The 23,906-nt window shown below is 69.7% G+C and carries 21 protein-coding genes; 9 read left to right on the forward strand and 12 right to left on the reverse strand.

Features of this window, described 5'->3' with window-relative positions; all coding sequences use genetic code 11:
• Positions 1 to 5: 5 nt before the first annotated feature.
• From I4I81_RS18930 to I4I81_RS18940, 3 genes are read right to left on the reverse strand one after another with little or no spacing between them, the layout of a single operon-like run.
• Complete coding sequence (locus I4I81_RS18930) at positions 6 to 1,607, reverse strand: (2,3-dihydroxybenzoyl)adenylate synthase (protein ID WP_218601741.1); 1,602 nt, start codon at positions 1,605 to 1,607, stop codon at positions 6 to 8.
• A 17-nt stretch (positions 1,608 to 1,624) separates the two neighbouring features.
• Positions 1,625 to 2,038: an aspartate 1-decarboxylase gene (gene panD / locus I4I81_RS18935; RefSeq protein WP_218601740.1), complete on the reverse strand. Its 414-nt coding sequence runs from the start codon at positions 2,036 to 2,038 to the stop codon at positions 1,625 to 1,627.
• A gap of 19 nt (positions 2,039 to 2,057) precedes the next feature.
• Entirely contained in the window at positions 2,058 to 2,297 is a 240-nt protein-coding gene (locus I4I81_RS18940) for an MbtH family protein (protein ID WP_218601739.1), read from the reverse strand.
• A 555-nt stretch (positions 2,298 to 2,852) separates the two neighbouring features.
• On the opposite strand from I4I81_RS18940, the gene I4I81_RS18945 reads away from it, so the two are divergent.
• Complete coding sequence (locus I4I81_RS18945) at positions 2,853 to 3,710, forward strand: ABC transporter ATP-binding protein (protein WP_218601738.1); 858 nt, start codon at positions 2,853 to 2,855, stop codon at positions 3,708 to 3,710.
• A gap of 667 nt (positions 3,711 to 4,377) precedes the next feature.
• On the opposite strand, the gene I4I81_RS18950 is transcribed toward I4I81_RS18945, so the two are convergent.
• The 4 genes from I4I81_RS18950 to I4I81_RS18965 are packed head-to-tail and all read right to left on the reverse strand — an operon-like array spanning position 4,378 to position 7,995.
• Complete coding sequence (locus tag I4I81_RS18950) at positions 4,378 to 5,196, reverse strand: alpha/beta fold hydrolase (protein WP_218601737.1); 819 nt, start codon at positions 5,194 to 5,196, stop codon at positions 4,378 to 4,380.
• Entirely contained in the window at positions 5,196 to 5,948 is a 753-nt protein-coding gene (locus tag I4I81_RS18955; protein ID WP_225924635.1) for a dienelactone hydrolase family protein, read from the reverse strand. The genes I4I81_RS18950 and I4I81_RS18955 overlap by 1 nt, the downstream gene beginning before the upstream one ends.
• Positions 5,949 to 5,953: 5 nt before the next feature.
• Positions 5,954 to 6,907, reverse strand: coding sequence for a 3-carboxyethylcatechol 2,3-dioxygenase (locus I4I81_RS18960; RefSeq protein WP_218601736.1), 954 nt, complete (start codon positions 6,905 to 6,907; stop codon positions 5,954 to 5,956).
• A 2-nt stretch (positions 6,908 to 6,909) separates the two neighbouring features.
• Positions 6,910 to 7,995, reverse strand: coding sequence for an LLM class flavin-dependent oxidoreductase (locus I4I81_RS18965; RefSeq protein ID WP_218601735.1), 1,086 nt, complete (start codon positions 7,993 to 7,995; stop codon positions 6,910 to 6,912).
• Between the two features lie 474 nt (positions 7,996 to 8,469).
• Here I4I81_RS18965 and I4I81_RS18970 point away from each other — a divergent pair, with 474 nt between their 5' ends.
• The gene (locus tag I4I81_RS18970; protein ID WP_218601734.1) at positions 8,470 to 9,429 is read left to right on the forward strand and encodes an AraC family transcriptional regulator; all 960 of its coding nucleotides are present in this window, start codon (positions 8,470 to 8,472) and stop codon (positions 9,427 to 9,429) included.
• A gap of 453 nt (positions 9,430 to 9,882) precedes the next feature.
• On the opposite strand, the gene I4I81_RS18975 is transcribed toward I4I81_RS18970, so the two are convergent.
• Together I4I81_RS18975 and I4I81_RS18980 are read right to left on the reverse strand one after the other, a co-directional pair.
• A complete protein-coding gene (locus I4I81_RS18975; protein WP_218601733.1) occupies positions 9,883 to 11,508 on the reverse strand; it encodes a flavin-containing monooxygenase in 1,626 nt (541 codons plus the stop codon).
• Positions 11,509 to 11,602: 94 nt separating this feature from the next.
• Positions 11,603 to 13,408 carry a sigma-54-dependent Fis family transcriptional regulator gene (locus I4I81_RS18980; protein WP_218601732.1) on the reverse strand — a complete coding sequence of 602 codons (1,806 nt, stop codon included), beginning with the start codon at positions 13,406 to 13,408 and terminating at the stop codon, positions 11,603 to 11,605.
• 145 nt (positions 13,409 to 13,553) lie between these two features.
• Between I4I81_RS18980 and I4I81_RS18985 the strand changes: the two genes are divergently transcribed.
• A complete protein-coding gene (locus I4I81_RS18985) occupies positions 13,554 to 14,321 on the forward strand; it encodes an SDR family NAD(P)-dependent oxidoreductase (RefSeq protein WP_218601731.1) in 768 nt (255 codons plus the stop codon).
• 10 nt (positions 14,322 to 14,331) lie between these two features.
• Positions 14,332 to 15,390: an alpha/beta fold hydrolase gene (locus I4I81_RS18990; protein WP_218601730.1), complete on the forward strand. Its 1,059-nt coding sequence runs from the start codon at positions 14,332 to 14,334 to the stop codon at positions 15,388 to 15,390.
• Between the two features lie 446 nt (positions 15,391 to 15,836).
• On the opposite strand, the gene I4I81_RS18995 is transcribed toward I4I81_RS18990, so the two are convergent.
• Positions 15,837 to 16,169, reverse strand: coding sequence for an ArsR/SmtB family transcription factor (locus tag I4I81_RS18995; protein ID WP_218616230.1), 333 nt, complete (start codon positions 16,167 to 16,169; stop codon positions 15,837 to 15,839).
• A 124-nt stretch (positions 16,170 to 16,293) separates the two neighbouring features.
• Between I4I81_RS18995 and I4I81_RS19000 the strand changes: the two genes are divergently transcribed.
• Positions 16,294 to 17,259: a zinc-binding dehydrogenase gene (locus tag I4I81_RS19000; protein WP_218603872.1), complete on the forward strand. Its 966-nt coding sequence runs from the start codon at positions 16,294 to 16,296 to the stop codon at positions 17,257 to 17,259.
• Between the two features lie 14 nt (positions 17,260 to 17,273).
• On the opposite strand, the gene I4I81_RS19005 is transcribed toward I4I81_RS19000, so the two are convergent.
• Together I4I81_RS19005 and I4I81_RS19010 are read right to left on the reverse strand one after the other, a co-directional pair.
• Entirely contained in the window at positions 17,274 to 19,061 is a 1,788-nt protein-coding gene (locus I4I81_RS19005) for a sigma-54-dependent Fis family transcriptional regulator (protein ID WP_504739655.1), read from the reverse strand.
• Between the two features lie 189 nt (positions 19,062 to 19,250).
• A complete protein-coding gene (locus I4I81_RS19010; protein ID WP_218603870.1) occupies positions 19,251 to 20,318 on the reverse strand; it encodes an LLM class flavin-dependent oxidoreductase in 1,068 nt (355 codons plus the stop codon).
• 235 nt (positions 20,319 to 20,553) lie between these two features.
• Between I4I81_RS19010 and I4I81_RS19015 the strand changes: the two genes are divergently transcribed.
• From I4I81_RS19015 to I4I81_RS19030, 4 genes are all read left to right on the forward strand, one after another.
• Positions 20,554 to 21,414: an SMP-30/gluconolactonase/LRE family protein gene (locus I4I81_RS19015; protein ID WP_225924637.1), complete on the forward strand. Its 861-nt coding sequence runs from the start codon at positions 20,554 to 20,556 to the stop codon at positions 21,412 to 21,414.
• Between the two features lie 56 nt (positions 21,415 to 21,470).
• On the forward strand, positions 21,471 to 21,959 hold the full coding sequence (locus I4I81_RS19020) for a flavin reductase family protein (RefSeq protein WP_218603868.1): 489 nt from the start codon (positions 21,471 to 21,473) through the stop codon (positions 21,957 to 21,959).
• A 73-nt stretch (positions 21,960 to 22,032) separates the two neighbouring features.
• A complete protein-coding gene (gene ribB, locus I4I81_RS19025) occupies positions 22,033 to 23,007 on the forward strand; it encodes a 3,4-dihydroxy-2-butanone-4-phosphate synthase (protein WP_267461527.1) in 975 nt (324 codons plus the stop codon).
• Between the two features lie 61 nt (positions 23,008 to 23,068).
• Complete coding sequence (locus tag I4I81_RS19030; RefSeq protein WP_218603866.1) at positions 23,069 to 23,902, forward strand: mycofactocin-coupled SDR family oxidoreductase; 834 nt, start codon at positions 23,069 to 23,071, stop codon at positions 23,900 to 23,902.
• Positions 23,903 to 23,906: the final 4 nt, after the last annotated feature.

A 23,906-nucleotide genomic window follows, 5' to 3' on the forward strand; every position in this document is an offset into this window, starting at 1 on the left:
GGCGGCTACCCCTGCCGCTGCAGCAGCTTGCTCACCTTGCCGACGGCGGTGCGCGGGAACTCCGCGACGACCTCCAGCGCGTCGGGCATCTTGTACTCGGCGAGCCCGCGCTCGCGGAGGTGCCTGCGGATGACGCCCAGCGTGAGCGTCGACGGGTCGACGCCCTCGCGGGCCACGACGTAGGCCTTGACCCGTTCCCCCAGCACCCGGTCGGCGACACCGACGACCGAGACGTCGTGGACGCCGTCGAGCGCGAGGACCAGGTTCTCCACCTCCTCCGGCGCGACCTTCTCCCCCCCGCGGTTGATCTGGTCCTTCGACCGCCCGACGACGGTGATGTACCCGCGCTCGTCGCGGACGACGATGTCGCCTGTGCGGTAGTAGCCGTCCTCGGTGAAGCTCGCGGCGTTCAGCTCGGGCGCGCGGTAGTAGCCGCGGATGGTGGACGGGCCCCGCGTGAGCAGGTGCCCGGGCGACCCGGGGGTGACCGGTGCGCCGTCGTCGTCGAGGACGAGGAGCTCGTCGCCCGGCGAGACCGGCCGGCCCTGGCAGTTCGCCTTCGTCTCCTCGTCGACGTCGAGCCGGTTGTAGTTCACCAGGCCCTCGGCCATCCCGAACCCCTGCTGCAGGATCGCCCCGAGCTCGGGGGTCACCCGCCGGGCCGACTCGGCGCTGAGCTTCGCCCCGCCGACGTGCAGGCTCTCGAGACTCGACAGGTCGTGGTGCTCCCGCAGCGAGGAGTTCAACCACGCGAGCAGCAGCGGCGGGACCACCGACGCCTGCGTGACGCCGTGCCGCTCGATGAGGGGGAAGACGGTGTCCGGGCTGCCGTCGGGCGCGAGCACGACGGTCCCCCCGGCCTGCAGGACACCGAGGAAGCCCGGCGACCGCACCGACATGCTGTGGCAGATCGGCACCGCGATCAGCTGCACGGAGTCGGCCCCGATCCCGCAGAGCGGGATGCTCAGCCGTACCGAGTGCCCGTACGTCTCGTGCGTGTGCGGGATCAGCTTGGGGCGCCCCGTCGTGCCGCCGGAGGTCTGCAGAAGTGCGACGTCCTGCGGCGCCGATCGGCGCTCGTGCGCGACCGGGGCGTGCTCGAGCAGGCGGTCCAGCACCGCGCCCGCACCGTCGGCGTCCAGTACGACCGTCCGGAGACCGGGGTGGGCCGCCGTCAGCTCGGCCGCCAGTGCGGCGAGATCGGTTCCGGCGTGCGTCGCGACGGTGACGTAGGCGCGGGCCCCGGCGTGCTCCACGAACTGCTCGATCTCCGTGCGCCGGTGGGCCGCGGGCGCGAAGATCGGGACGGCCCCCAGCTCCCAGATCGCGTAGACGAACACGATGAACGCGGGCACGTTCGGCAGGTGCACCACGACCCGGTCGCCCCGTCCGACGCCGAGGTCGGCGAGACCCCCGGCGACGCGCAGGACGCGGTCGCCCAGCTCGCCGTAGGTCAGGGCCTCGTCGCCCGCGACGACCGCGGTCCGCTCCGGGTGGCGGCCCACCGAGGCGAAGAGCGGCTCCGGGAGCGTCTCGTCGGTCCAGTGCCCGTCGCGCCGGTACCTCCCGGCGACGTCGACGGGGTAGGGCACGAACCCATCGGTCACGAGTGGTTCCGGCGTCACTACAGGCTCCGCGAGGAGACCTGGTCGACCGCGCCCGGGACCGGCTCCGCGGGATCCTGCCCGAGCGCGACGATCCGGTTGTCCGCGTCGACGTGCACGATGCGCGGCTCGTGGGTGAGCAGCTCGTCCTCCTGCGCGAGGAGGTACGACATGATGATGACCAGGTCACCGGGGTTCACCAGGTGCGCGGCGGCGCCGTTGATGCAGATGCCGCCCGAGCCCGCGGTGCCCGTGATGACGTAGGTCTCGATGCGGGAGCCGTTGGTGATGTCGACGACCTGCACCTTCTCCCCCTCGACCAGGCCCGCGGCCCGGACGAGGTCCTCGTCGATGGTGATCGAGCCGACGTAGTGCAGGTCGGCCTGGGTGACGGTCGCGCGGTGGATCTTGCTGCCGAGCACGGTGCGGAGCATCGAACGGCCTCTCTCGAAATCAGCTGGGGGTGGACTCGTACCGCGCGATGGCGTCGCGCAGGGACTTCGGGCGCAGGTCGGTCCAGTTCTCGTCGATCCAGGCGAGGACCTCCTGGCGCCGGCTGCCGTCCGGACCACCGTAGGCGACGGTCCATCCGTCGGGAACCGGCTTGAACGTCGGCCAGAGCGAGTACTGCTCCTCGTGGTTGACGAGCGCGTAGAAGCTGCCCTCGTCGTCGTCGAACGGGTTCTTCGCCATCGTCGTCTCCTCCGGTCGTCTCGCGTACGGCGGTCGGCCGCACGTGCGTGCAGGCGTTCTGGATGGGCGGCGGCGCACGGGGCCCGGCCGCGCGCACGGAAGCAGCCGGCGGCAGCGGTGAGCCGGGCCCGTGGCCGTGCTCGACCCCCGGGCGCACCGGGACCGGCCGGTCCCCGTCCCGCGGGTACCGGCCCCGTCAGGTCGTGCGGATCACCGGCGGACAGGCCCCCCGGGGCCGGGTGGCGCCCCGTACGCGGAGGTCACGAGGGGAGCTGCGGCGCCGTCGATCGGCGGGCGGAGGCTCCACGTCGCGCGCCTCGACGGCGATCGCCGGGCCGGCGTCGGTGGGCCCGAACCCGATGGTGTCGACGCGGCGCGCATCCGTCGCATCCTGCACAGGCATCGTCCGCGAACCCTTCTTCCTCGCCCGGGCGAGCGAGCTCCTGAGGCATCCTGCAATGACAGTAGCAGGCAGAGTTAGTTGAGGCTAAGTTTATTCAGGACCCGCGCGGCACCGCCCGCCACGACGTAGGAGAACCTCGATTGCCGGACGCCATGCCGTCGCACACCCTCCCCCACGCCCCTGACGGCGAGGCGTCGTCGACGGCCGTCGACGACGTCCGGTTGCGGGTCGACTCCGCGACCCTGGGCTACGACCGGCGGGTGATCTCGCGGTCCCTCAGCGTGTCGATCCCGGACGAGTCGTTCACGGTGATCGTCGGACCGAACGCGTGCGGCAAGTCCACCCTGCTGCGTGGCCTCTCCCGACTGCTCAGGCCCAGCGCCGGTCAGGTCGTCCTCGACGGGACCGACATCCACACGTACCGGGCCAAGGAGGTCGCCCGGCGCATCGGGCTCCTGCCGCAGTCCTCGATCGCGCCCGACGGGATCACCGTCGCCGACCTCGTCTCCCGTGGCAGGTACCCCCACCAGCGACTGATCCGGCAGTGGACCGACACCGACGAGCAGGCCGTCCTCCACGCGATGGAGGCGACGTCCGTGAGCGGGCTGTCGACCCGGCTCGTCGACGAGCTGTCCGGCGGGCAGCGCCAGCGGGTGTGGGTGGCGATGGCCCTCGCGCAGGAGACCGGCATCATGCTGCTCGACGAACCGACGACGTTCCTGGACATCACCCACCAGATCGAGCTGCTCGAGCTCTTCACCGACCTGCACCTGGCCGGGCGGACCCTGATCGCGGTCCTGCACGACCTCAACCACGCCGCGCGCTACGGCACCCACCTGATCGCCATGAAGGACGGGGCCGTCGTCGCCGAGGGCGCTCCGTCGGACATCGTCACCGCGGAGCTGGTGGAGGAGGTCTTCGGGCTGCGCTGCCTCGTCGTGGCCGACCCGGTCACCGGCTCCCCCGCGGTCGTGCCCCTCGGTCGGGACCGGCCGCGGGGCAGGGCCTGAGCGCCCGGGCGCCCGAGCCGGCGGGCCGCGGACGACCCGGCGCCGGGGAACCTGCCGCGCAGGTGGTCGGCCGCCTCCACCCCCGGGATCAACCGGTGGACCCGTTGACGCCGAGGGCGAGGTCCCAGTGGCCCACCCGTTCCCGGCGAGGCCCACCGTGACCAGGCCCATCCCTTCCAGCCGGTGCGCCATCTCCGGGCCACCGACGTCCGGCGGGCGCAACCCGAGGCTCTCGACGAACGCCGCCGCACCCGCCTCGGCCTGCGCATGACCTTGCCCGCGAGGGCGTCCCCGTACGACAGGGCCGTGGCGACGATGTCCCCGGCCGGGACGGCAGCCCACCTGCCGGCCGCCGCGCCGTTGCCCAGAGCCTCGGCCGGGTCGTCGACCCTGGACCGTGGACGACCGGCCCCGGCGAACCGGTCCCCCGGTCGTCGATGCGATCCACCCGCACACCCACTCGTGCGCAGCAGCGAGTACCGACGGCCCGGGCGGTGGGGTCCATCCACACACCGACGAACGAGCCGGACGCGACGGCCGTCGGGACGCCGTCTGCGTGGCGCCTACGGCGATCACGGCGCCGGGGTAGCTCCGGAGGCCCGTCGCGGCGCGTCGGCAGCGGTCGGATCGGCCAGGATCGACGTCTGGCCGTCGGTCGCGACGGCGGTCACCGTCCGCCCGCCAGGAACTCCCGGGTCAGGGCCCCGAGGCGCGTCGGGACCTCGAACTGCAGCAGGTGCCCGCAGTCCGCGAAGAGGTGCAGGTCCGCGCAGGGAAGATGCTCGGACAGGAAGCGGCTCGCCGCGGGCGAGATGGTCCCGTCGTCCTTCCCGTGCACGGCGAGCACCCGATGGGTGACAGCAGCGAGCACCGACCCGTCGTAGACGGGCGCGGGATCTCCCGCGGCCGTCGCCGCCTGGAACGACCGCCGGACCTCGGGCCGCGCCGCGACGGTGAAGCGCTCGCCGACGTAGTCGTCGATGCCGTCGACGTCACCGCGGGACAGCTGCGCGGCCACCAGTGCGCGCATCGACGCCTCGCCCGGATCGTCGTAGAAGCCGGTCAGCTTCCTCAGATCGGCCTTCACCGGCGTTCCACCGGCCGCCAGCAGGACCACCCGCCCGATCCGCTGCGGGGCGCGGAGGACGAGCTCGAGCGCCACCCGTGCGCCGTAGGAGTGTCCGACGAGGTGGGCCCTGTCGATCCCGAGTTCGTCCAGCAGCGCGACCACCGCGTCGACGCGCCGCGCGAACCACGGTCCCGGCCCGGCGGGCAGGTCCTCGGGGTGGCTGCTCCGGCCGAACCCGACCAGGTCGGGCACGAGACACCGGTACGTCGCCAGGCCGGGCAGGATCGGCCGGAAGCTCAGTGCCCCGGTGGCCCCCGGCCCGGTCCCGTGCAGGAGCAGCAGCGGTTCTCCCTGCTCGTCCCCGGCTGTCGCGAGGTGCGTGGTGTCCGGGCCGGTGGCCAGGTCCCGCGTCTCCACTACCGGTCCACCAGGGCTCGGTGGTACATCGCGAGGGTGCGGTCCCACGACGTCGACGCCGCGTGCTCGTCGTAGGACGGGAGTCGCGGGAACATGAACCCGTGATCGGCCCCGTCGAAGACCTCGACGGTGGCGTTCACCGTCGGCCGGGCCAACTCCTGACGCAACGGCTGGTTGAGTTCGAGCGACGCGAGGGTGTCCGCCGCCCCGAAACCGACGAAGAGCTCGGCGGAGATGTCCCCCACGCTCCGGTGCGGCGAATCCGGATCGTCGGTGACGCAGAACGACGGGTGCATGGCCGCGCCGGCGGCGAACCCGTCCGGATCGGCCGCGAGCAGGCGGAACACCAGGCGCGCACCCACGCAGAAGCCCATGGCCGCCTTGGCGCCGACGCCGGCGGCGGGGTCCTTCGCGATGAGGTCGAGCATCGCGGCCGTGTCGGCCAGCACCTCGACGTCGTCGAGGGAGCCGACCGCTGCCATCAACCGCTCGAACTCCGGCGAGCCCGGCCCCCGGCCGATCCCGGCCATGTCGAACGAGATCCTGGGCCCGATCCGGTGGTAGAGATCAGGGAGGACCGCGTAGTAGCCGGCGTCCGCCAGTCTCCTGGTGACGTCGTGGATGTCCTCCCGCAGGCCCGGCCCGTCGTGGTAGACGACGACCACGGGAGACGGGCCGTCCCGCTCGGGGTGGCGGATGGTGACGGACATGGGTCCGTCGGCGGTTCGGACGACCTCGTCCTTCTCGATCATCTCTGTCACCTGGCCGTTTCTCGGGTGAGTGCTGTGGTGATCCCGAAGCTGATGATCCATTCGGGAACCGGCTGGTAGAACGACGACTCGGTCCGGTAGTGCCCCGCGGCCTGCAGTGCGGCGTGCGCGGCGATCCACGACCGCACCTCGTGGACGGAACTGCCGCCCTGTTCGCCGAGGCGTTCGACGGTGACCGTGTCGAAATGCGCGAGATCACCGATCTCGAGGTGCCGCAGGATCTCCCGGTCGAGTTCGGGGTTCAGCGGCATGAGCGGGGAGTCGCCGCGCGCGAACGCCTGACCTGCCTCGTACACGGCCTTCTCGCGGGCCTGCTGCTCGGCGGGGGTGCGGCGCCGGTCCACCAGATAGGCGGCGGCCTCCGGTGACGCCTCGCGCAGCCGCGGGATGGGCACGTCGTGGGACAGGCCGCCCGAACCGACGAGCAGCACCTTCCGATCCAGCAGCCCGGCCCATTCCCCCACGGCGTGTCCGAGGCGCCGGATCCTCCGCAGCGGCCCCAGCGGCTCGGCCACCGAGTTGATGAAGATCGGGATCATGGGCCTCGCCGTACACGAGCCGAACAGGATGTCCAGCGGCTGCGAGATGCCGTGGTCCACGACCATCTTCTCGGACATGGCGACGTCCAGGTCGGCCGCAAGCAGGTGGACGATCAGGTCGTCGGCGAGCGCCCGGGGCACGTCGAGGTCACCGGCGCTCGTGCCGTAGTCGCCGATGGCCGTCGCCGCGGTCCCGACGCAGAAGGGCGGCATGAGCTGGTAGCGGAAGCCCTGGTAGTGGTCGGGTCCGAAGACGACGACGAGATCGGGCTCGAAGGCGTCGACGAACTCCCTCGCACCGCGCAGCGCGTCGTCCACGCGACGCCTGACGGACTCGCCCGGATCGGCGGTCCACAGCAGCGGGGTGTGCGACATGCAGCACAGCGCCAGGTCGGAGGCCACGGCTAGACCGACAGAGAGTGCAGAGCGGGTACCACGTGCTCGCCGTAGAGCTGGTAGGAGCGCATGGTCTGCTCCTTGGTGAGATTGCCGAACGACCCCCAGTTCAGGAAGTTCCCGCAGCCGATCGTCTCCACCTGGTCGACGATCTGGTCCCGGACCGTCGCCGGCGTCCCGACGCAGATCGCCCCGATCCCGACGAGGGCGTCGAAGGAGACGTCGTCACCGGCGAACGGCCGGAAGAACGACTGGTAGTGCTCGTAGCCGGCGGGCACGTTGTCGAGGTCGCTGAACACGGCCGCTTCCTTGAAGGCGGCGAACAGGGCGTCGAAGGCCGGTTCGGCGAGATCGCGCGCCTCCTGCTCGGAGTCGGCGATGAACACGTTGCGGCACACGCCCATGTCGGTGGGCTCCGCATCGCGACCGGCATCGGCGGCGGCCTTCTTGTAGCCCTCGAAGATCGTCCGCATGTTCTCGGTCGGGGAGAAGACCGAGGTGAACTTGAAGTTCTGTCGGGCCGCCCACGCCACGGTCTGCGGGCTCAGCGCAGTGACCCAGATCGGCAGCTCGGGGCGCAGCGGTCGGGGCCAGATGCCGACGTTGTCGTAGTTGTAGAACTCCCCCGTGAACGTGAAGGTGGGTTCCTTCCACGCGGACTGGATGAGCGCGACCGATTCCTCGAACCGTGCGCGGGTCTCCTCCATCTTGACGCCCTCGCGGATGAACTCGGGCTCGTCGACCCCGCGCCCCATTCCGATCTCGAGCCGACCACCGGTGAGGTGGTCGAGCATCGCACCCTCCTCCGCGAGCCGGCGCGGGTTGTGGAAGGCGGTGATGTTCGCCATCACACCGATGTTCATCCGGCTCGTCCGTTGAGCCAGCGTCGCCACGAGCAGGTTCGGCGACGGGCTGATGCTGTACGGCGTGAAGTGGTGCTCGGAGAAGAACACGCCGTCGAAACCGTAGTCCTCGGCGGCGACCCAGGAATCCAGCTTCCAGTCGTAGAGCTCCTTGCACAACTGCGGGTCGAACTTCGCCGGATCCTGGTCGTACGGGTAGCTGAAGATCTCGAAAAGCCAGGACTTGACCACTGGGGACTCCGTCCACGTCGACACACGGGCCTGCCTTGTTTCCGCGTTCACGGTTCACGAACTGCAGGATGCGTGATTCACGCTAGGACTGACCCACGCGCTCGACCAGCCGATCCTCGCTGGGCTCCGTCCGCTTTCCGCGCCCAGAAGTCCGCTGCGAGAGCAGCGACGACATCTCATGGCCCACCGGCCGGACATGTCGTTTCGAACAGTCGGCGCGGTACCTCCGCAACGTCGCCGAGAAGGTCGTGCCTGCAGCCAGGTCCTTCTGAGCATCGTCAGCGACAGCCGGATGCTCGGCAGCGGAAACCGGCTCCCACTGCCCTACCCGGACCTTAGGATGGTCGGGCTCCGAGCACCGGCGACGGCCGGCCCGATGCCGTGACGAGCAGGGGAGGTGATCGCGCGATGGAGCCGAGCCGATCGCCCGGGGGCGGGGTCCTCGCCGAGGTTCAGCCTCCGGCCGGAGCCCTCGTGCAGACGAGCGACCTGGACGAGGCGAGCGCCGCGATCTCGGAGGCCTACGCCCCGCACAAGCTGCAGATCGCGGGCCGATCGAGCCGGCTCGACATGCGTCTGTGGACCAACGGGATGCCCGGCCTGGACTTCGGCTACATCCAACTCGGGACCGACGTCCGGCTCTACGCGCCACCGCCCGGGTACTACGTCGTCGTGTTCGCGGGAGTGGGGCACGTGCGGGTCGGTTCGGGAAAGGGCTCGGTCGTGGCCTCGCGCGGGCGCGGCGTGGTCGTGTCCCCCCGCGAACCGGTGTTCTTCGAGGACTGGAGCCAGGACTGCCGGCTGGTCACCGCCCGCTTCGAGCCGGCGACGCTGGAGCGCGTGCTGGCCTCGCTGCTCGGCAGGTCGCTGGTCGCACCCCTCCGCTTCGACCTCGAGATGGATCTCGGGGCACCGCGCGGCGGGTCGTTCCTTCGCATCCTGCAACTCCTGCGTTCCGAGCTGGACAGACGGGACGGCATGACGACCGATCCGGTCATGGCCGGGGGACTCGCCAGGCTGGCGATGAGCGGTCTGCTGCGGGCACAGCCGCACAACTACGTCGATCAGCTGGACGACACCCGTCGGGTGGAACCCCCCGCGAGCATCCGCAATGCCCTGGAGCTCATCGAGACGAAGGCCGCGGAGATCGTCTCGGTGACCGAGTTGGCGACGGCGGCCGGGCTGAGCGTGCGGGCACTGGAAGACGGCTTCCGCCGGCACGTCGGAAGGCCACCCATGGCCTACCTGCGCGAGTTCCGACTTGCTCAGATCCACGCCGAGTTGCACGCCTCGGACCCGGACCAGACCACAGTCTCCGCTGTCGCGAGACGCTGGGGGCTCAACCACTACGGGCGGTTCACCGCGACCTACAGCGCCCGCTACGGCGTCGGCCCCGCGGAGACGTTGCGGCGATCCTCCACGACGTTCCTGTAGCGACTACTGCTCTCGCCCCCTGAGCCGCGCCGGTCCGGCGAGCGGTGGCGTCAACGGGCGGATGATGATCTCGCGGGTGCAGTGGCGTGGCTGTGTGAGCGGGTCGTGATGTACCCGTGGCGCGAAGTGGAGAGACCGCGCACCACGACCGTCGTCGTGATGGGCCACTCGGGCGGAGTGTTCCCGCCGGTGAGGAAGGGTGGAGCTGAGGGGATTCGAACCACCTGACCCCTGCCCCCTTTGAGGGACCGCCACCACGACATCGCACATCCGCAGCCGCACCACGCGCTGGTGTTCGCACCACGTGATGCACCACGCCAACGTCGATGCCGGCTCAGGAACGAGCTGAGCGGGAATCCGTTCCCGGAAACGTCTCGCCCGGCCGTGCGTAGGAGACAGACGAGCCCGGGCCCGCAGCCCGAGGGCTCGGCCCGGACTCGTCTGCGACCGCTGTCAGCGCCGGACGAAGGCGGGGTAGCCGTTGGCGGCTTCCTCGTCGCACTTCTGCCGGTAGGTGCCCACCCCCCCGAGGTAGGACAGCACCCGGCGCGGCTTACCGGGCACGTTCGAGCCCAGGTACCACGACGTCGTACCGGCCACCAGCGTCGCGCCGGCGACCTCGTCGTGGTGCTCGACCCAAGCGCCCTCGCCCTCCTCGGTCGGCTCGATCGTGGTCTTGCCCTCCTCGCGGAGGTCCTTGATCGCGGACGAGATCCACTCGGTCTGCTGCTGCAGGCAGGTGGTCATGTTGCACAGGGCCGCGGACGGAGCGAGCGGGACCGCCGTGGTGAGCAGGTTCGGGTAGCCGTGCTTGGCCAGGCCCATGGTCGTGCGGATGTCGCGGCCCCACTCGTCGGCGAGCTCGCGTCCCTCGCGGCCGCGGATGTCGATGCGGGTGAGCGCTCCGGTGCCGGCGTCGAACCCGGTCGCCAGGATGATCACGTCGAGTTCGTGCACGGTGCCGTCGGAGAGCTCGATGCCCTCCGGGCGGATCTGCGCGATCGGGTTGTCCCGGACGTTGACGAGGTCGACGTTGTCCTGGTGGTAGACCTCCAGGTACCCGTTCTCGAGGGGAACGCGGTGCGTCCCGAACCCGTAGTCGGTGGGAATGAGGGTGTCGATCAGGTGCTGGTCGCCCTTCAGCCGCTCACTCATCTTGTTGCGGACGAACTCCGAGACGACGTCGCTGATCTCCTTGACGAAGAACATCTCGCCGAAGCTGGCCAGCCACAGCTTCAGCGAGCCGTCCTGGTAGCACTCCTCCAGGATCTCCTGGCGCTGCTCCGGGGTGGTGCCCTCCCAGGTGTGCTCCCACTCGAACTCCATCCCGCTGAAGGTGTGCGGGAGCTTGGCCGCCACCTCCGTGAAGCGGGCCTTGTAGGCGTCCTGGTCCGCCTGGGTGTACGTCGGGTTCTTCATCGGCAGCGTGTACTGCGGGCCGCGGGCGAAGACCGTCATGTGCCCGACCTGCGACGCGATCGTCTGAATGATCTGGATCCCGGTCGCCCCGACGCCGACCACGCCGACCCGCTTGCCCCCTAGGTCGAGACCCTCGGCGGGGTAGGACGAGCTGAACACCAGTTCGCCCCGGAAGGTGTCGGTGCCCTCGATGTTCTTCAGCGGCGCGGACAGCATGCCGGCGCACGAGATGAAGAACTGGGTGTCGATGACGTCGCCCTGGTCGGTGTGCACGGTCCACCGGCCGCGCTCCTCGTCGTAGTGCGCGGCGGTGATCCTGGTGTTGAACCGGATGTCGCGGCGCAGGTCGAGCCGCTCGGTCACGTACTGCAGCCACCGCTCGATCTCGGGCTGGTCGGGGAACCGCTGGCTCCAGGACCAGTCCGTGTAGAGGCTCTCGTCGAACAGGTACTGGTAGACGTGGCTCTCGGAGTCGAACCGGGCGCCCGGGTAGCGGTTCCACCACCACGTCCCGCCCACGTCGCCCGCGGCGTCGAACGCCCTCACGTTCAAGCCCTGCTCGCGCAGCTGGTGCAGCTGGTAGAGCCCGGACACGCCGGCGCCGAGCACCACCGCGTCGAACTGCTGGACGGCCTTGTCGACCTCTGTTGCGGACGTCATCGTCGGTGAACCCTTCGTGTGCGGCATCACGATCGGATTCATCGTGAGCTGTGTCTCACGGGGTGGAGGTGTCCGATAACGGAACATGATCGACTCAGTCGGTGATCCCGTACTGGTGGATCTTGCGGTAGAGGGTGGACCTCGCGAGGCCGAGCGCCGCAGCGGAGGCCTTGCGGTTCCCCCCGGCGTCTCGCAGCGCCGCGACGATCGCGTCGCGCTCCGCCTCGTCGACAGGTCGCAGGGGTTGCCGCGGTGCGCTCTGGCAGTAGGCGGGCAGGTCAGCGACGTCGATCGCGCCGACCGGCCGTACCCGAAGGGCGTCGACGAGGGCGCTCCGCAGCTGCTGGACGTTCCCGGGCCAGTGGTAGGCGGCGACGATGCGCTGAGCCTCCCGCGTGAGGTGGACGTCGCGGTGCGGCGCGAGTTCCGAGAGCAGGAACGTCGTCAGGGCGGGCAGATCAGCGCCGCGGTGACGCAGCGGCGGCACGGTCGCGGATGTCCCGAACAGCGTCAGCAGGGTGGGGTGCAGTCCGTCCGACCGACTCGGCTCCGCGCTCGTGGCGGCGAACAGCGGGATGTCGTCACCGGCTCCGGCGAGTCGGTCCAGGAAGGTCGTCACCGCCGCGGCCGGCACGCGATCGATGTCCCGGCAGATGTGCAGGACCGAGCCCGCCGGTCCTCCGAGGATCCGCGACGCCGCATCTCGGGGGGCTGCCGCGAGCTCGTCCGGCAGGATCTCGACGCTCTCACCTGCGGGGTGCCGCCGGCCGAACTGCTCGCGCAGCAGCGCGCAGCGGCCGCTACCCGGCTCACCGAGAACGAGGACCGCGTGACCGTGCTCCACGGCGTCGGCGACCGTGGATGAAGCTGTGCGCAACGAGGGAGAGCTGGACTCGACAGTGCGCGGACGCGGGCTCCGGAGGGATTCGTTCCCAGGCGTCGCCGGCCGACCGGCCCTGTGGGGGAACGCCGTCCCGGCAACCTCCGGGAGGACGGTGACCACGCCGACCATCCCCGCCACCTCATCACCGACCGCGACGGTCGAGGCGCGGAACCGGACACGCACACCGGACGGCAGATCGATCCTGTCGTCGATCGTCGCGGGCCGACGCATGAGGAACCGGACGTGGCTCTCCAGACCGTCCCGATCGCTGGCGTCGAGGGCCGCCTGCAGGCGCGTGTTGGCCATGACGAGGGTAGGGCCGACCGCCAGTACGGCTTCCCGCGACCTGGCGTCGACACGGGAGTACAGGTCGAACAGCGCCTGGTGCCCCTGGTTGCGGTCCCCAAGCAGGTTGCGCTCGATGCGCGCTGCGGCCGCCTTGACCATCGAGTGCAGGATCGGGCTGGAGTGGTCGGCGAAGCAGCTGATGTCGAGCACCCCTTCGATCCGCCCCGTGAACGGATCCCGGATCGGGGCACCTGCGCACGCGAAGGACTGCAAGGTGTCGACGAAGTGCTCCGGGCCGACGATGTGCACCGACTGGCCGTACTCCAGCACCGTGCCCACGCCGTTCGTGCCCACCGCCTCCTCGGCGTAGCCGAAGCCCTGCGCGAAGCAGACGCGGTCGGTGACGCGGCCGAAGGAAGGCGAGCTGTCCTTGCGCATCAGGAGCCGGGCCCTGCCGTCGGTGAGGGCGACGCACATCGGGATGTCGGCCACTTGTTCCACCAGCTGGTCCAGCACCGGCTGGGCGCACCGCACGAGCCGCGAACCGAGATCCAGCTCGGTGCTGTACGGGCTCTCGACGACCGAGGGCTGGACTCCTCGGGAGACGCTGCGCCGCCAGGAGGCGAGGACGTGGTCCGGCACACCGCTGCGGACGGGCTCGCCGGCGCCCTCCAGGAAGTTCGCACGTGCCACGGCCAGCAGGTAGCGACGGTCCGCGGAATCGCTCACGGGCGGCACCTCCTCGTGTCCGCACCCATCTTGCTCTCCCGTCCTGGACGGCGACGTGTCCCAACATCGGACACGGCCGCCCCGTGAGACACGTCGACAGTCGTCCTAGCTGTGCACGTACACCCATTCTCGGGAGGAAGCCCTTATGGCTCGTCTCAACGGCAAGGTCGCCGTCGTCACCGGCGGCGCGAACGGTCTCGGAGCGGCCATCGCCGCCAGGTTGGCCGAGGAAGGCGCCGCGGTCGCCATCCTCGACCGTGACGAGCGGGGCCAGGACGTGGCCGAGAAGCTGACGGCGAACGGCGCCAAGGCGATCTTCAGGAGCGTCGACGTCACCAGCGAGGACCGAGTCTCGTCGTCCCTCGCCTCCGTCGTCGAGGAGCTCGGCAGCATCACCGTGCTCGTCAACAACGCCGGTATCGAGGGCGTCAACAAGCCGACCGACCAGCTCGACCTCGCCGACTGGGAGAAGGTCATGGCGGTCAACTCGACCGCCGTCTTCCTGTGCACCAAGCACGTGATCCCCCACATGCGCGCCGCGGGACACGGCTCGATCGTCAACATCTCGTCGATCTACGGGATCCTCGGCGGTGCCGACATCCCCCCGTACCACGCCTCGAAGGGCGCGGTCCGCGCGATGAGCAAGAACGACGCACTCACCTACGCGCCGGAGAACATCCGGGTCAACTCGGTCCACCCCGGCTTCATCTTCACCGACATGGTCCACCGCTACGCCAGCGAGGCCGGCCTGTCCGAGGCCGACGCCCGGGGCGCACTCGACCCCGCCCACCCGCTCGGCGGTACCGGCGACCCCGACGACATCGCCTGGGGCGTGGTCTACCTGGCCTCCGACCAGGCCAAGTGGGTCACCGGTTCCGAACTCGTCATCGACGGCGGTTACACCGCCCGCTAGGAGGAACGACATGATCGACAACCCGTACTACTCGCACGAGTTCCACGGCGACTACGACCTCATCAGTGTCGGCCGGCTCGACCTGGAGGAAGGCGGCTCGATTCCGGACTGCCAGCTCGCCGTCGCCACCTTCGGCACCCTGAACGAGGCCAAGGACAACGCCATCCTCGTCACGACCTGGTACTCGGGATCCCACCAGATCTTCCGCGACGTCTACATCGGGTCCGACCACGCCCTGAACCCGGACGAGTACTTCATCGTCGTGATCAACCAGATCGGCGGCGGCCTCTCGACCAGCCCGCACAACGCCTCCGGGGCCAACGCCGGCATCGGCATGTCACGGTTCCCCCACGTCCGGATCGGCGACGACGTCGTGGCCCAGGAGCGGCTGCTGCGCGAGCACTACGGGATCGACACCCTGCAACTGGTGGTCGGCGGATCGATGGGTGCGCAGCAGACCTACGAGTGGATGGTCCGCTTCCCGGACAAGGTCCGGCGCGCGGCACCGATCGCGGGAACCGCGCAGAACACGCCGCACGACTTCCTCTACACCAAGGCCCTGGTCGAGGCCATCACCTCCGATCCGGGCTTCAAGGACGGCGAGTACTCCTCCAACGCCGACGTCGTCGACGGGCTCAAGCGCCACGCCGGGATCTGGGCCGTCATGGGCTTCTCGACCGAGTTCTGGAAGCAGGAGGTGTGGCGGGCGCTGGAGTTCGAGTCCAAGGAAGCGTTCATGGCGGGCTTCCTGGAGCCCTACTTCACCGCGATGGACCCGAACGACCTGCTGTGCATGGCCTGGAAGTGGCAGCGCGGCGACGTCGCCCGGCACACCGGCGGTGACCTCGCCGCAGCACTCGGCAGGAGCACGGCCACCACCCGGATCCTCCCGATCAACGAGGACATGTTCTTCCCCGTGCGGGACCACGAGACCGAGCAGGCTCTGACGCCGAACTCGCAGCTGCGGGTGATCGACGACGTCCTCGGCCACCTCGGGCTGTTCGGCGTGGCGCCCACCTACATCGCGCAGGTCGACCAGTACCTCAGCGAGCTCCTCGCCACCTCCTGAGCCGACGGATCGGCAGATACGACAACGGGACGCCTCGGCTGCACGTCGATGACGGGCATGCCGGGGCGTCCCGATCGCAGCGGGCCTCGGAGCGTGATCGAGAAGGCGCACTGTTGAGGTCCTGGGGCGACGCCGGGGCGGATTCGCACCACCAGGCGTGAGTACCGCTGCTCCGCCACGCGACGTCCGGTCGCACCACGCGCCGCACCACGCGACCGGATCGCGCCAAGCCGTCGGGGTGAGTAGTCCCCGCACAGTTCGAGCCGCCTTCGAGACGGAGCTGTGACGACCGTGTTCTTGCTGGCAGGCCCTCGACGACGCGACCGCCGCCTGGCTCCAGGGCCAGCCATCGCTCAGCAGACATCCGCGCTACCGCCGACGTCCAGCAGGGCTGACCCGGCCCTCCGGCCGACCGGGGCGAGCGCGATGACGCTCCCCCACGCCCGTCAGGAGTCGCCCTCGATGCTGCCGGCCAGGAGCCGAGTCAGCAGGTCCGGTGCGAAGTAGTCGAGCACGTCGCGCTGCAGCTCGTAGTGAAAGAACCGGCCCTGCCGTCGCACCTTGACGAGCCCGGCCTGAGTCAGGACCTTCACGTGGTACGAGATGGTGGACTTACTGATCGGCAGCTTCTGCTCCAGCTTCGTGCAGGGGTACTCCCCCGTGGCGCCGATGAGCAGCAGCATGTCCAGCCGCGTGGGATCGGCGATCGCCTTCGCGAACGCGACGTAGGAGTCACGCAGCGAGGGGACCGGAGGGGCGGGCGGGGAATCCGTGCTCATCGACGTCCATGCTCGCATAGCACCTCGGAGATCGACCTCCTCCGCCGTGGGCGTGGTCACGCACCCGTTGCCCAGACAGTTCGATGTGTCTACGTTTCTAAGATCATCGAACTGAAGGAGTGCCGTGTTCGCCGTCTACGCCAGTGAGCCGAACCCCGCCGATCCCCTCGCCGCCCTCGTCGTCGGCGAACGCCCGGAGCCCGAGATCCCCGCGGGCTGGGTGCCGGTGCGCACCCGGGCCGCCAGCCTGAACATGCACGACCTCTGGACCTTGCGCGGGGTCGGCCTGAAGCCGGACCAGTACCCGATGATCCTGGGTGGCGACGCGACCGGAACGCTCCCGGACGGCACCGAGGTCGTGGTGTACCCGGTGATCGGCGACCCGGCGTGGTCGGGCGACGAGACACTCGACCCGCGGCGCACCCTGCTCACCGAGAAGCACCAGGGCGCGTTCGCGGACGTCGTGATCGTGCCCGAGCGCAACGTCGTACCGGTCCCGGCAGGGGTGTCCACGCAGGCCGCATCCGTTCTCGGCACGGCCTGGCTCACGGCGTACCGGATGCTCTTCACCAAATCCGGCTTGCGTCCTGGTCAGACCATGCTCGTGCAGGGTGCGGCCGGCGGCGTGTCGACGGCACTCGTGCAGCTCGGTGCCGCCGCCGGCATCCGGGTCTGGGTCACGGGCCGGACGGAGGAGAAGCGTTCGCTGGCCGAACGGCTGGGCGCTCACGCGACCTTCGAGCCGGGCGCCCGGCTGCCCGGCAAGGTCGATGCGGTCTTCGAGTCGGTCGGTGAGGCGACCTGGGCCCACTCCATGCGCTCGGTCCGCCCGGGCGGCGCGGTGATCTGCTGCGGTGCCACCAGTGGAGCCGCGCCCTCCGCCGACCTCCAGCGCCTGTTCTTCCTGCAGATCCGGGTGGAGGGATCCACGATGGGCACCCGGCAGGAGCTGATCGACCTCCTCGCCTTCGTCGCGGACACCGGAATCTCCCCGGAGATCGGCCTCGAGCTCCCGATGGAGAAGGCCGCCGACGGCTTCCGCGCCATGCTGGACGGAGAGGTGGCCGGGAAGATCGTCTTCACCCGCTGACGTCGTACGCCTGATCAGTAGACGGTGGAGGACAGGTCCAGGCCGAGGGCCCGCACCTTGCGGTACAGCGTGGACCGGGCGATCCCCAGCGAGAGCGCGGCCTGGTTCTTGTTCCCACCGGCAGCCCGCAGCGCGGCCAGGATGGCGTGGGCCTCGGTCTGCTCCAGGCTGGCGAGCGGTCGCCGGGCCCGCCGTGTGAGGTACTCAGGTGGCAGATCCGCCACCCCGATGCGGCGGCCGGTGGACCGGCCGGCCACGACCCGGCGGACGAGCGCGTCGAGCGAGCTGAGGTTCCCCGGCCAGTCCACCCGGCTGAGTGCCTGGACGGTCTCGGGCATCCACTCGAGGTCCGCCCGGCCGCCGCTTGCCCGGTCCGTGAACGCCGCCAGCAGAACGGGAAGATCATCGAGTCGGTCGCGGAGCGGCGGCACATCCAGCACCGACACGAACGAGTCCATCAGCGCGTTGTGCCTCGCCGACTCGACCCCGGCCCTTTCGGCTGTTCCCAGGAGCCGGACGGGAGATGCCCGACGAAGGACGGCGACTGCCGCCAGCGCGAGGGGTGGGGCGAGGAGATCGACGTGCCGGATCACCACGGACACGCCCGAGCCGTCCAGTTCGGAGGCGAGGTCGCGACACCACTTCTTGCGTCCACGTGACGACGCGTCGGCGGCGTCGATGACGCGGACGTCGTGCCACCCCTGCAGCGCCTGGGCGACGGCGAGTCGCCCGGTACCCGACTCGCCCGTAACCAGGACCGGTGATGTGCCACCACGCACACCCGCCGCCTGTCGGCACAGCGTCTGCCAGCTGTCGCTCCGGCCGACGAGACGCGGCAGCTCACCCGATTGCGCCGCGATCGCGGACGAACCCTCGCCGCGTCGACGGGGGGCCGCACTCCTGAGCATCAGCACCGCACCGGAGTCGTGCTCGTCGCTCGACACCGCGCGGCAGTCGACGGTCACGACCTCACCGTTCGGAAGCGTCAGGGTGCTCGGGCCGGTCGATCGATCGACGAGACTACGACGAGCGTGTTCCCACAGCAGGCTCTGGTCGACCCCGCCGAGGAGTCGGGCTGCCGCGGCGTTGGTGATGATCGTGCTCGAGTCGAGCGCGACCACGGGACGACGCGCGTCGCGGTTGTGGGTGGTGTAGGCGTCGAGGAGCCGTTGCTCCCGTCGGGACGCTCTGGCCCGCAAGGCGTCCTCGACCGCCCCCACGAACTCGATGATCCAGGGAAGCATGATCGGCGCGGTGTCCCCCAGGCGGCAGATGAGCGAGACGCTCCCCAGGAGCCTGCGGTTGACCGGGTGGACGATCGGCGCGCTCGAGCAGCTGAAGTCCCGGAACTTCTCCGAGAAGTGCTCGGGACCTCTGATCATCTCAGGTCGACCGGTCAGCATGGCCACGAGACTCGTCGTCCCGACGGTCGACTCGTCCATGGTCGTACCGGCGGCGACGCCGATGCCGTCCATCACCGCGGCGAGACCGGGGTTCCTCACCCACCGGTGGAGCAGTCGACCGTCGCGATCGGTGAGGACCAGCGCATAGGCCCCGTACTCGAGGGCTGCCTCGTACTTGGTCACGATTTGGGTGACCGTACGGGAGAGGTACCCGTCGGACTCGATCTCGGTCAGGTGGCGGGGCTCGACCTCTTCCGGATGGAGCCCCTGGAGACGGGACCGTCGCCAGGACTCGTAGACCGTGGGGCGGATCAGTTCGGGAGACGGCGGCAGCCGCGAGAGGGAGGACGAGAGGAACTCGTCGCGAGCTCGAGAGAATTCATCGAGCCAGCTCGGCATCTGCAGGCCTCCCGTCCGCCCTCGTTGGCAGCACAGGACGGCCGGTGGCAGCCGTCGCGAGGTGGAGGTTACCGGCGGTGCGTCGCGAGATTGTGTAGCAGAACGGGACGGCCGGCTGATCGTCGGCGCGTCGTGCCGTCAGGTGTCCGGAGGTGGACCCGGGTCGTCCGGGTCCACCTCCGACAGCCCTCAGAAGGCCTTGAGCTCGGGGATGACCTTCTCGCTGAACAGGCGCATGCTCGCCTCCGCCTTCTCGACCGGCATGCCCGCGTAGTAGAACGCGCAGTTCAGGTCGTAGTCCCCGATGACCTCACGACGGGCACGGATCTTCTCGATGATCTGGTCGGGGGTCCCCCACGTCTGCGCCTGCACGTACCCCTGCGCAGCGGCCTCCTGGCCGGCGTCTCGGATCATGGCCGCCACTGCGTCGTACGACGTGTAGCCCTTCGTGTCACCAAAGTGCACTCCGGCGAACTCATAGTGCTTCATCACCGAGATGAAGTACCGGGAGATGTGCTCGGTGGCCAACTGCTCCGCCTCCTCCGCGTCCTCGGAGCAGACGACGAACTCGGTCAGGGTGGGCGGGGGCGCATCCCGGCCTTGCGCCTGACGGAACTCCTCCTGGTAGGAGGCGATCAGCGGAGCGTGCTGCTCGATGGGGAACTGGACGAACGTCGCCATGGCGGCACCCATCTGGGCGGCGACGCTGAGCGAGTCCGGGGACATCGCGATGCACACCATCCGGTCGCGGAAGCCTCTGGGGGGCGCGGGAGCGAGAGTGGCGGCGGGCTGGGTGAAGTACGGGCCGTTGCCGACCGCGGTACCGGTATCGAGTGCGTTCAGGACGAGTTCGGCAGCCTCGTCGAAACGATCTCGGGACTCGTTCATGTCGATGCCCATCGACTTGTACTCGCTCCGGGCCAGACCTCGACCCAGACCCAGGCGGACCCGGCCCCCGGCGAGGATGTCCAACAGGGCGACCTTCTCGGCGACGCGGAGCGGCTGCGTCCACCACGGCAGGATGATCGCGCCGGGGACCAGTTCGATGCTGTCGGTCCGGGCAGCGAGGTAGGACAACAGCTGCATGTTGTCCGGGCACATCGAGTACTCGGCGTCGAAATGGTGCTCGACGCACCAGATCGCCGAGAACCCGAGGGACTCGGCCAGCTCGGCCAGACCCAGCTCCGCAGCGTAGAGCTCTGCGTCCGACTTGCCCGTGTCGAGGTTCTGGAACAGGAGTTGAAGACTCGCCTGCACTGGAGGTCTCCGTTCTTGTCGATTCTTGAGGGAATTGCTCGACCGCGGACGCTATCGGGCGGATCTGCGCCGACGGTGTAGCGAAGTGCTACACCGGGCGGAATCACGAGGGTCCCAGAATGCGACAACTCGAGACCCGTACTCCCTGCAACACTGCCGAGCGTTGCCCCACACCAGTTGTTCTGACGACGAAAGGAGCTGACCCATGGACGCGTTAACCACCATCGTCAGCGGAATGTCATTCACGGAATGCCCGCGGTGGCACGACGGTCGCATCTGGTTCTCGGACTTCTACACCAACCGGGTCCTGTCTGCGACCGAGGACGGGTCCGGCCTCCGGACCGAGCTCGAGGTGCCGAACCAGCCGGGCGGTCTGGGCTGGCTGCCCGACGGCCGACTGCTCGTGGTCTCGGCACGGGACCGCACCCTGCTGCGACAGGAGCACGACGGGCAGGTCGTCGTCCACGCAGATCTCAGCGGGCACGTCGGCGGCAACCTCAACGACATGGTCGTGGACTCTGCCGGGCGGGCGTTCGTCGGCAACTTCGGCTTCGATCTCGGCGCGGGTGCGGATCCCGCACCTACGGCCCTGGTCAGGGTCGACCCGGACGGCACCGTCGCGCAGGCCGCTGACGGCCTGCACTTCCCCAACGGGAGCGTCATCACCGACGACGACGTCCTGGTCGTCGGCGAGACGTTCGCCAACCGAGTGACGGCGTTCGACGTCGATGACACCGGGCGGCTGACGAACCGGCGCGTCTGGGCCGAGTTCGGGGGGGTACCTGAGGGGCCGGACTTCAGCACCGTCCTGAGCCAGGTCAAGGTCGCGCCCGACGGCTGCTGCCTCGACGCCGAGGGCGCCCTGTGGATCGCCGACGCCCTGAGCGGCAAGCTCCTCCACGTCAAGGAGGGCGGCGACATCGTCGACGAGGTGCAGGTCGACAGCGGTGTCTTCGCCTGCATGCTGGGCGGGGACGACGGACGAACCCTGTTCGTGTGCGCGGCCCCCGATTTCGATCCCGCCGCGCGGGCAGCCACCCACGAGTCCCGACTGCTGACGCTGCGGGTCGACGTCCCGCACGCCGGCCGCCCGTAGCTCGTCCGGCGGTTCATCGCCCCACACCACATCCCGATGACGAGAATGGGTGCCCCGTGTTCGAAGCCGTGATCGACGAAAAGCAACTCCGGCGTGCATTCGGTTGTTTCCCGTCAGGAATCGCTGCGATCTGCGCCGACGTGGACGGCACCCCGATCGGGGTGGCTGCCAGCTCTTTCACCTCCGTATCGCTGGAACCCCCGCTCGTCTCGGTGAGCATGCGGCACGCATCGACGACGTGGCCGTCCCTCCGAACCCGGCGACGCCTCGGGCTCAGCGTGCTCGGGGAAGAACAGGAAGGCGTGTGCCGGCGATTGGCCGGCGCGGCGGACCACCGGTTCTCCGAGAGCGACTGGACGAGTTCGACGGGGGGTGGCGTCTTCGTCGAAGGGGCGACCTTGTGGCTCGACTGCAGCATCCACGCCGAGGTCCCCGCAGGCGACCACGACGTCATCCTGCTCCGGGTCCACAATCTGCGTGTCGATCCGGACATCGCGCCCCTGGTCTTCCACGGCAGCCGGTTCCGCCGGCTCGCGACGGCCTAGATCGATGAAGATCACGTGCATAACCGGGGCGCTGGAGCGGAACAACCACTCCCGATGCACTGCGGAGCAGCGAGTGCGCGCCGCACTGGACGCCCTCGCTGCCGGCGATCCCGTAGTGGTCGTCGACGACGACGACCGCGAGAACGAGGGCGATCTGATCTTCGCCGCGGAGCTCGCCACTCCGAAGCTGGTCGCGTTCACCGTCAGGCATACGTCGGGCTTCCTCTGCGTCGCCCTGCCCGGCGAGCGTTGCGAGCGGCTGGGGCTCGAACCCATGACCCACGACAACCAGGACCGGTTCAGGACCGCCTACCAGGTGACCGTCGACCTGCGCGGTACCGGGACGGGGATCTCCGCCGCCTCCCGAGCGGCCACCATCGCCGCGCTGGGCTCCGGCTCCTCGTCCCCGGCGGACTTCCTGCGGCCGGGCCACGTCGTGCCCCTGCGCGCACACGCGGGGGGAGTCCTCAAGAGACCGGGCCACACGGAAGCGGCCGTGGATCTGACCCGTCTCGCGGGGCTCGCACCGGCCGGCGCCCTGTGCGAGATCGTCTCCGCCGACCGGCCGGGCGAGATGGCGAGGGGTGCCGAGCTGACGCGTTTCGCCGACGAGCACGGCCTCGTGCACCTGTCCGTTGCCGACATCGTCTCTTACCGTCTCCGCCACGAGCCGCGGCTGGTCCGCATCGCCGATGCGGCCATGCCGACGTCCTTCGGGACGTTCCGTGCCCTGGGTTACCGAGAGCTTCCCTCCGGCAGCGAGCACCTGGCTCTGGTCGCCGGAACGGCTCGTGGCGACGTGCCCGTCCTCGTCCACGACGAGTGTCTCGCCGGTGACGTCTTCGGAGCCGAGTCGTGCATCTGCCGGAAGGAGCTCGTCGGGGCCCTCGAGGAGTTCGGTCGGACGAACTGCGGCGTCGTCATCTACGTCCGGGCGCACGGCAGGGCCCGGGCCTGCGGACTCCTGCAGCCGGACGCCGCTGCATCGCCCGACTCGGACGTCGTCGCGGCGAGCATCCTCGCCGACCTCGGGCTGCGGAGCACCTGACCCGGTGACCGTGGTCCGCCCAAGAACCAGCACCACCAGCATCCACGCAAGGGGGAAGATCATGGCAGGACGAGTCGAGGGCAAGGTCGCCTTCATCACCGGTGCTGCGCGCGGGCAGGGCCGCTCGCACGCGCTGCGACTGGCGGAGGAGGGCGCAGACATCATCGCGATCGACATCTGCGAAGGGGTGCCCTACGAGGTAAGCCCCGCCGCGACGGAGCAGGACCTCGCAGAGACCGTGCGCCAGGTCGAGGCTCTGGACCGGCGGATCGTCGCGAGGAAGGCGGACGTGCGGGATCTCGACGCGGTACAGGCCGCCGTCGACGACGGCATCAGCCAGCTCGGACGGCTCGACATCGTCAGTGCAAACGCGGGAGTCGTCGGCACGCCGACCACTGCTGAATCGCTTCCTGAGGACCAGTGGCGCACGATGATCGACATCAACCTGACCGGTGTGTGGCACACCGTGAAAGTGACGATTCCCCACCTCAAGGCCGGCCGCAGGGGTGGCTCGATCACCCTCACCAGCTCGGTCGCGGGCACCCGTGGATACGCCAACATGGCGCACTACGTCTCGGCCAAGCACGGAATCGTCGGTCTGACCCGCACCCTGGCGATGGAACTCGCGCCCGACAGCATCCGGGTCAACAGCGTCCACCCCACGCAGGTGAACACCGACATGATCCACAACCAGCCGATCTACGACTTGTTCGCCGGCAAGCAGGGCGCCACGAAGGGAGAGTTCGCCGAGGCGTCGAGCCGTCTCCAGCTGCTGCCTGTCCCGTGGGTGGAGGCCGTCGACATCTCCAACGCACTGCTGTTCCTCGCCAGTGACGAGGCCCGGTACATCACCGGTGCAGCTCTGGCGATCGACGCCGGGAGCTACCTACTCTGATCGA

The organism is Pseudonocardia abyssalis (genome assembly GCF_019263705.2).
GTDB lineage: Bacteria > Actinomycetota > Actinomycetes > Mycobacteriales > Pseudonocardiaceae > Pseudonocardia > Pseudonocardia abyssalis.

Excerpts from the sequence above, each read along its gene's own strand:
- I4I81_RS19030 (WP_218603866.1), top strand. The coding sequence starts at position 23,069 with ATGGCAGGACGAGTCGAGGGCAAGGTCGCCTTCATCACCGGTGCTGCG.
- I4I81_RS18940 (WP_218601739.1), bottom strand. The coding sequence starts at position 2,297 with ATGGCGAAGAACCCGTTCGACGACGACGAGGGCAGCTTCTACGCGCTC.
- I4I81_RS18985 (WP_218601731.1), top strand. The coding sequence starts at position 13,554 with ATGGCTCGTCTCAACGGCAAGGTCGCCGTCGTCACCGGCGGCGCGAAC.
- I4I81_RS19005 (WP_504739655.1), bottom strand. The coding sequence starts at position 19,061 with ATGCCGAGCTGGCTCGATGAATTCTCTCGAGCTCGCGACGAGTTCCTC.
- I4I81_RS18975 (WP_218601733.1), bottom strand. The coding sequence starts at position 11,508 with ATGACGTCCGCAACAGAGGTCGACAAGGCCGTCCAGCAGTTCGACGCG.
- panD (WP_218601740.1), bottom strand. The coding sequence starts at position 2,038 with ATGCTCCGCACCGTGCTCGGCAGCAAGATCCACCGCGCGACCGTCACC.
- I4I81_RS18990 (WP_218601730.1), top strand. The coding sequence starts at position 14,332 with ATGATCGACAACCCGTACTACTCGCACGAGTTCCACGGCGACTACGAC.
- I4I81_RS18945 (WP_218601738.1), top strand. The coding sequence starts at position 2,853 with ATGCCGTCGCACACCCTCCCCCACGCCCCTGACGGCGAGGCGTCGTCG.
- I4I81_RS18955 (WP_225924635.1), bottom strand. The coding sequence starts at position 5,948 with ATGATCGAGAAGGACGAGGTCGTCCGAACCGCCGACGGACCCATGTCC.
- I4I81_RS18995 (WP_218616230.1), bottom strand. The coding sequence starts at position 16,169 with ATGAGCACGGATTCCCCGCCCGCCCCTCCGGTCCCCTCGCTGCGTGAC.
- I4I81_RS19015 (WP_225924637.1), top strand. The coding sequence starts at position 20,554 with ATGTCATTCACGGAATGCCCGCGGTGGCACGACGGTCGCATCTGGTTC.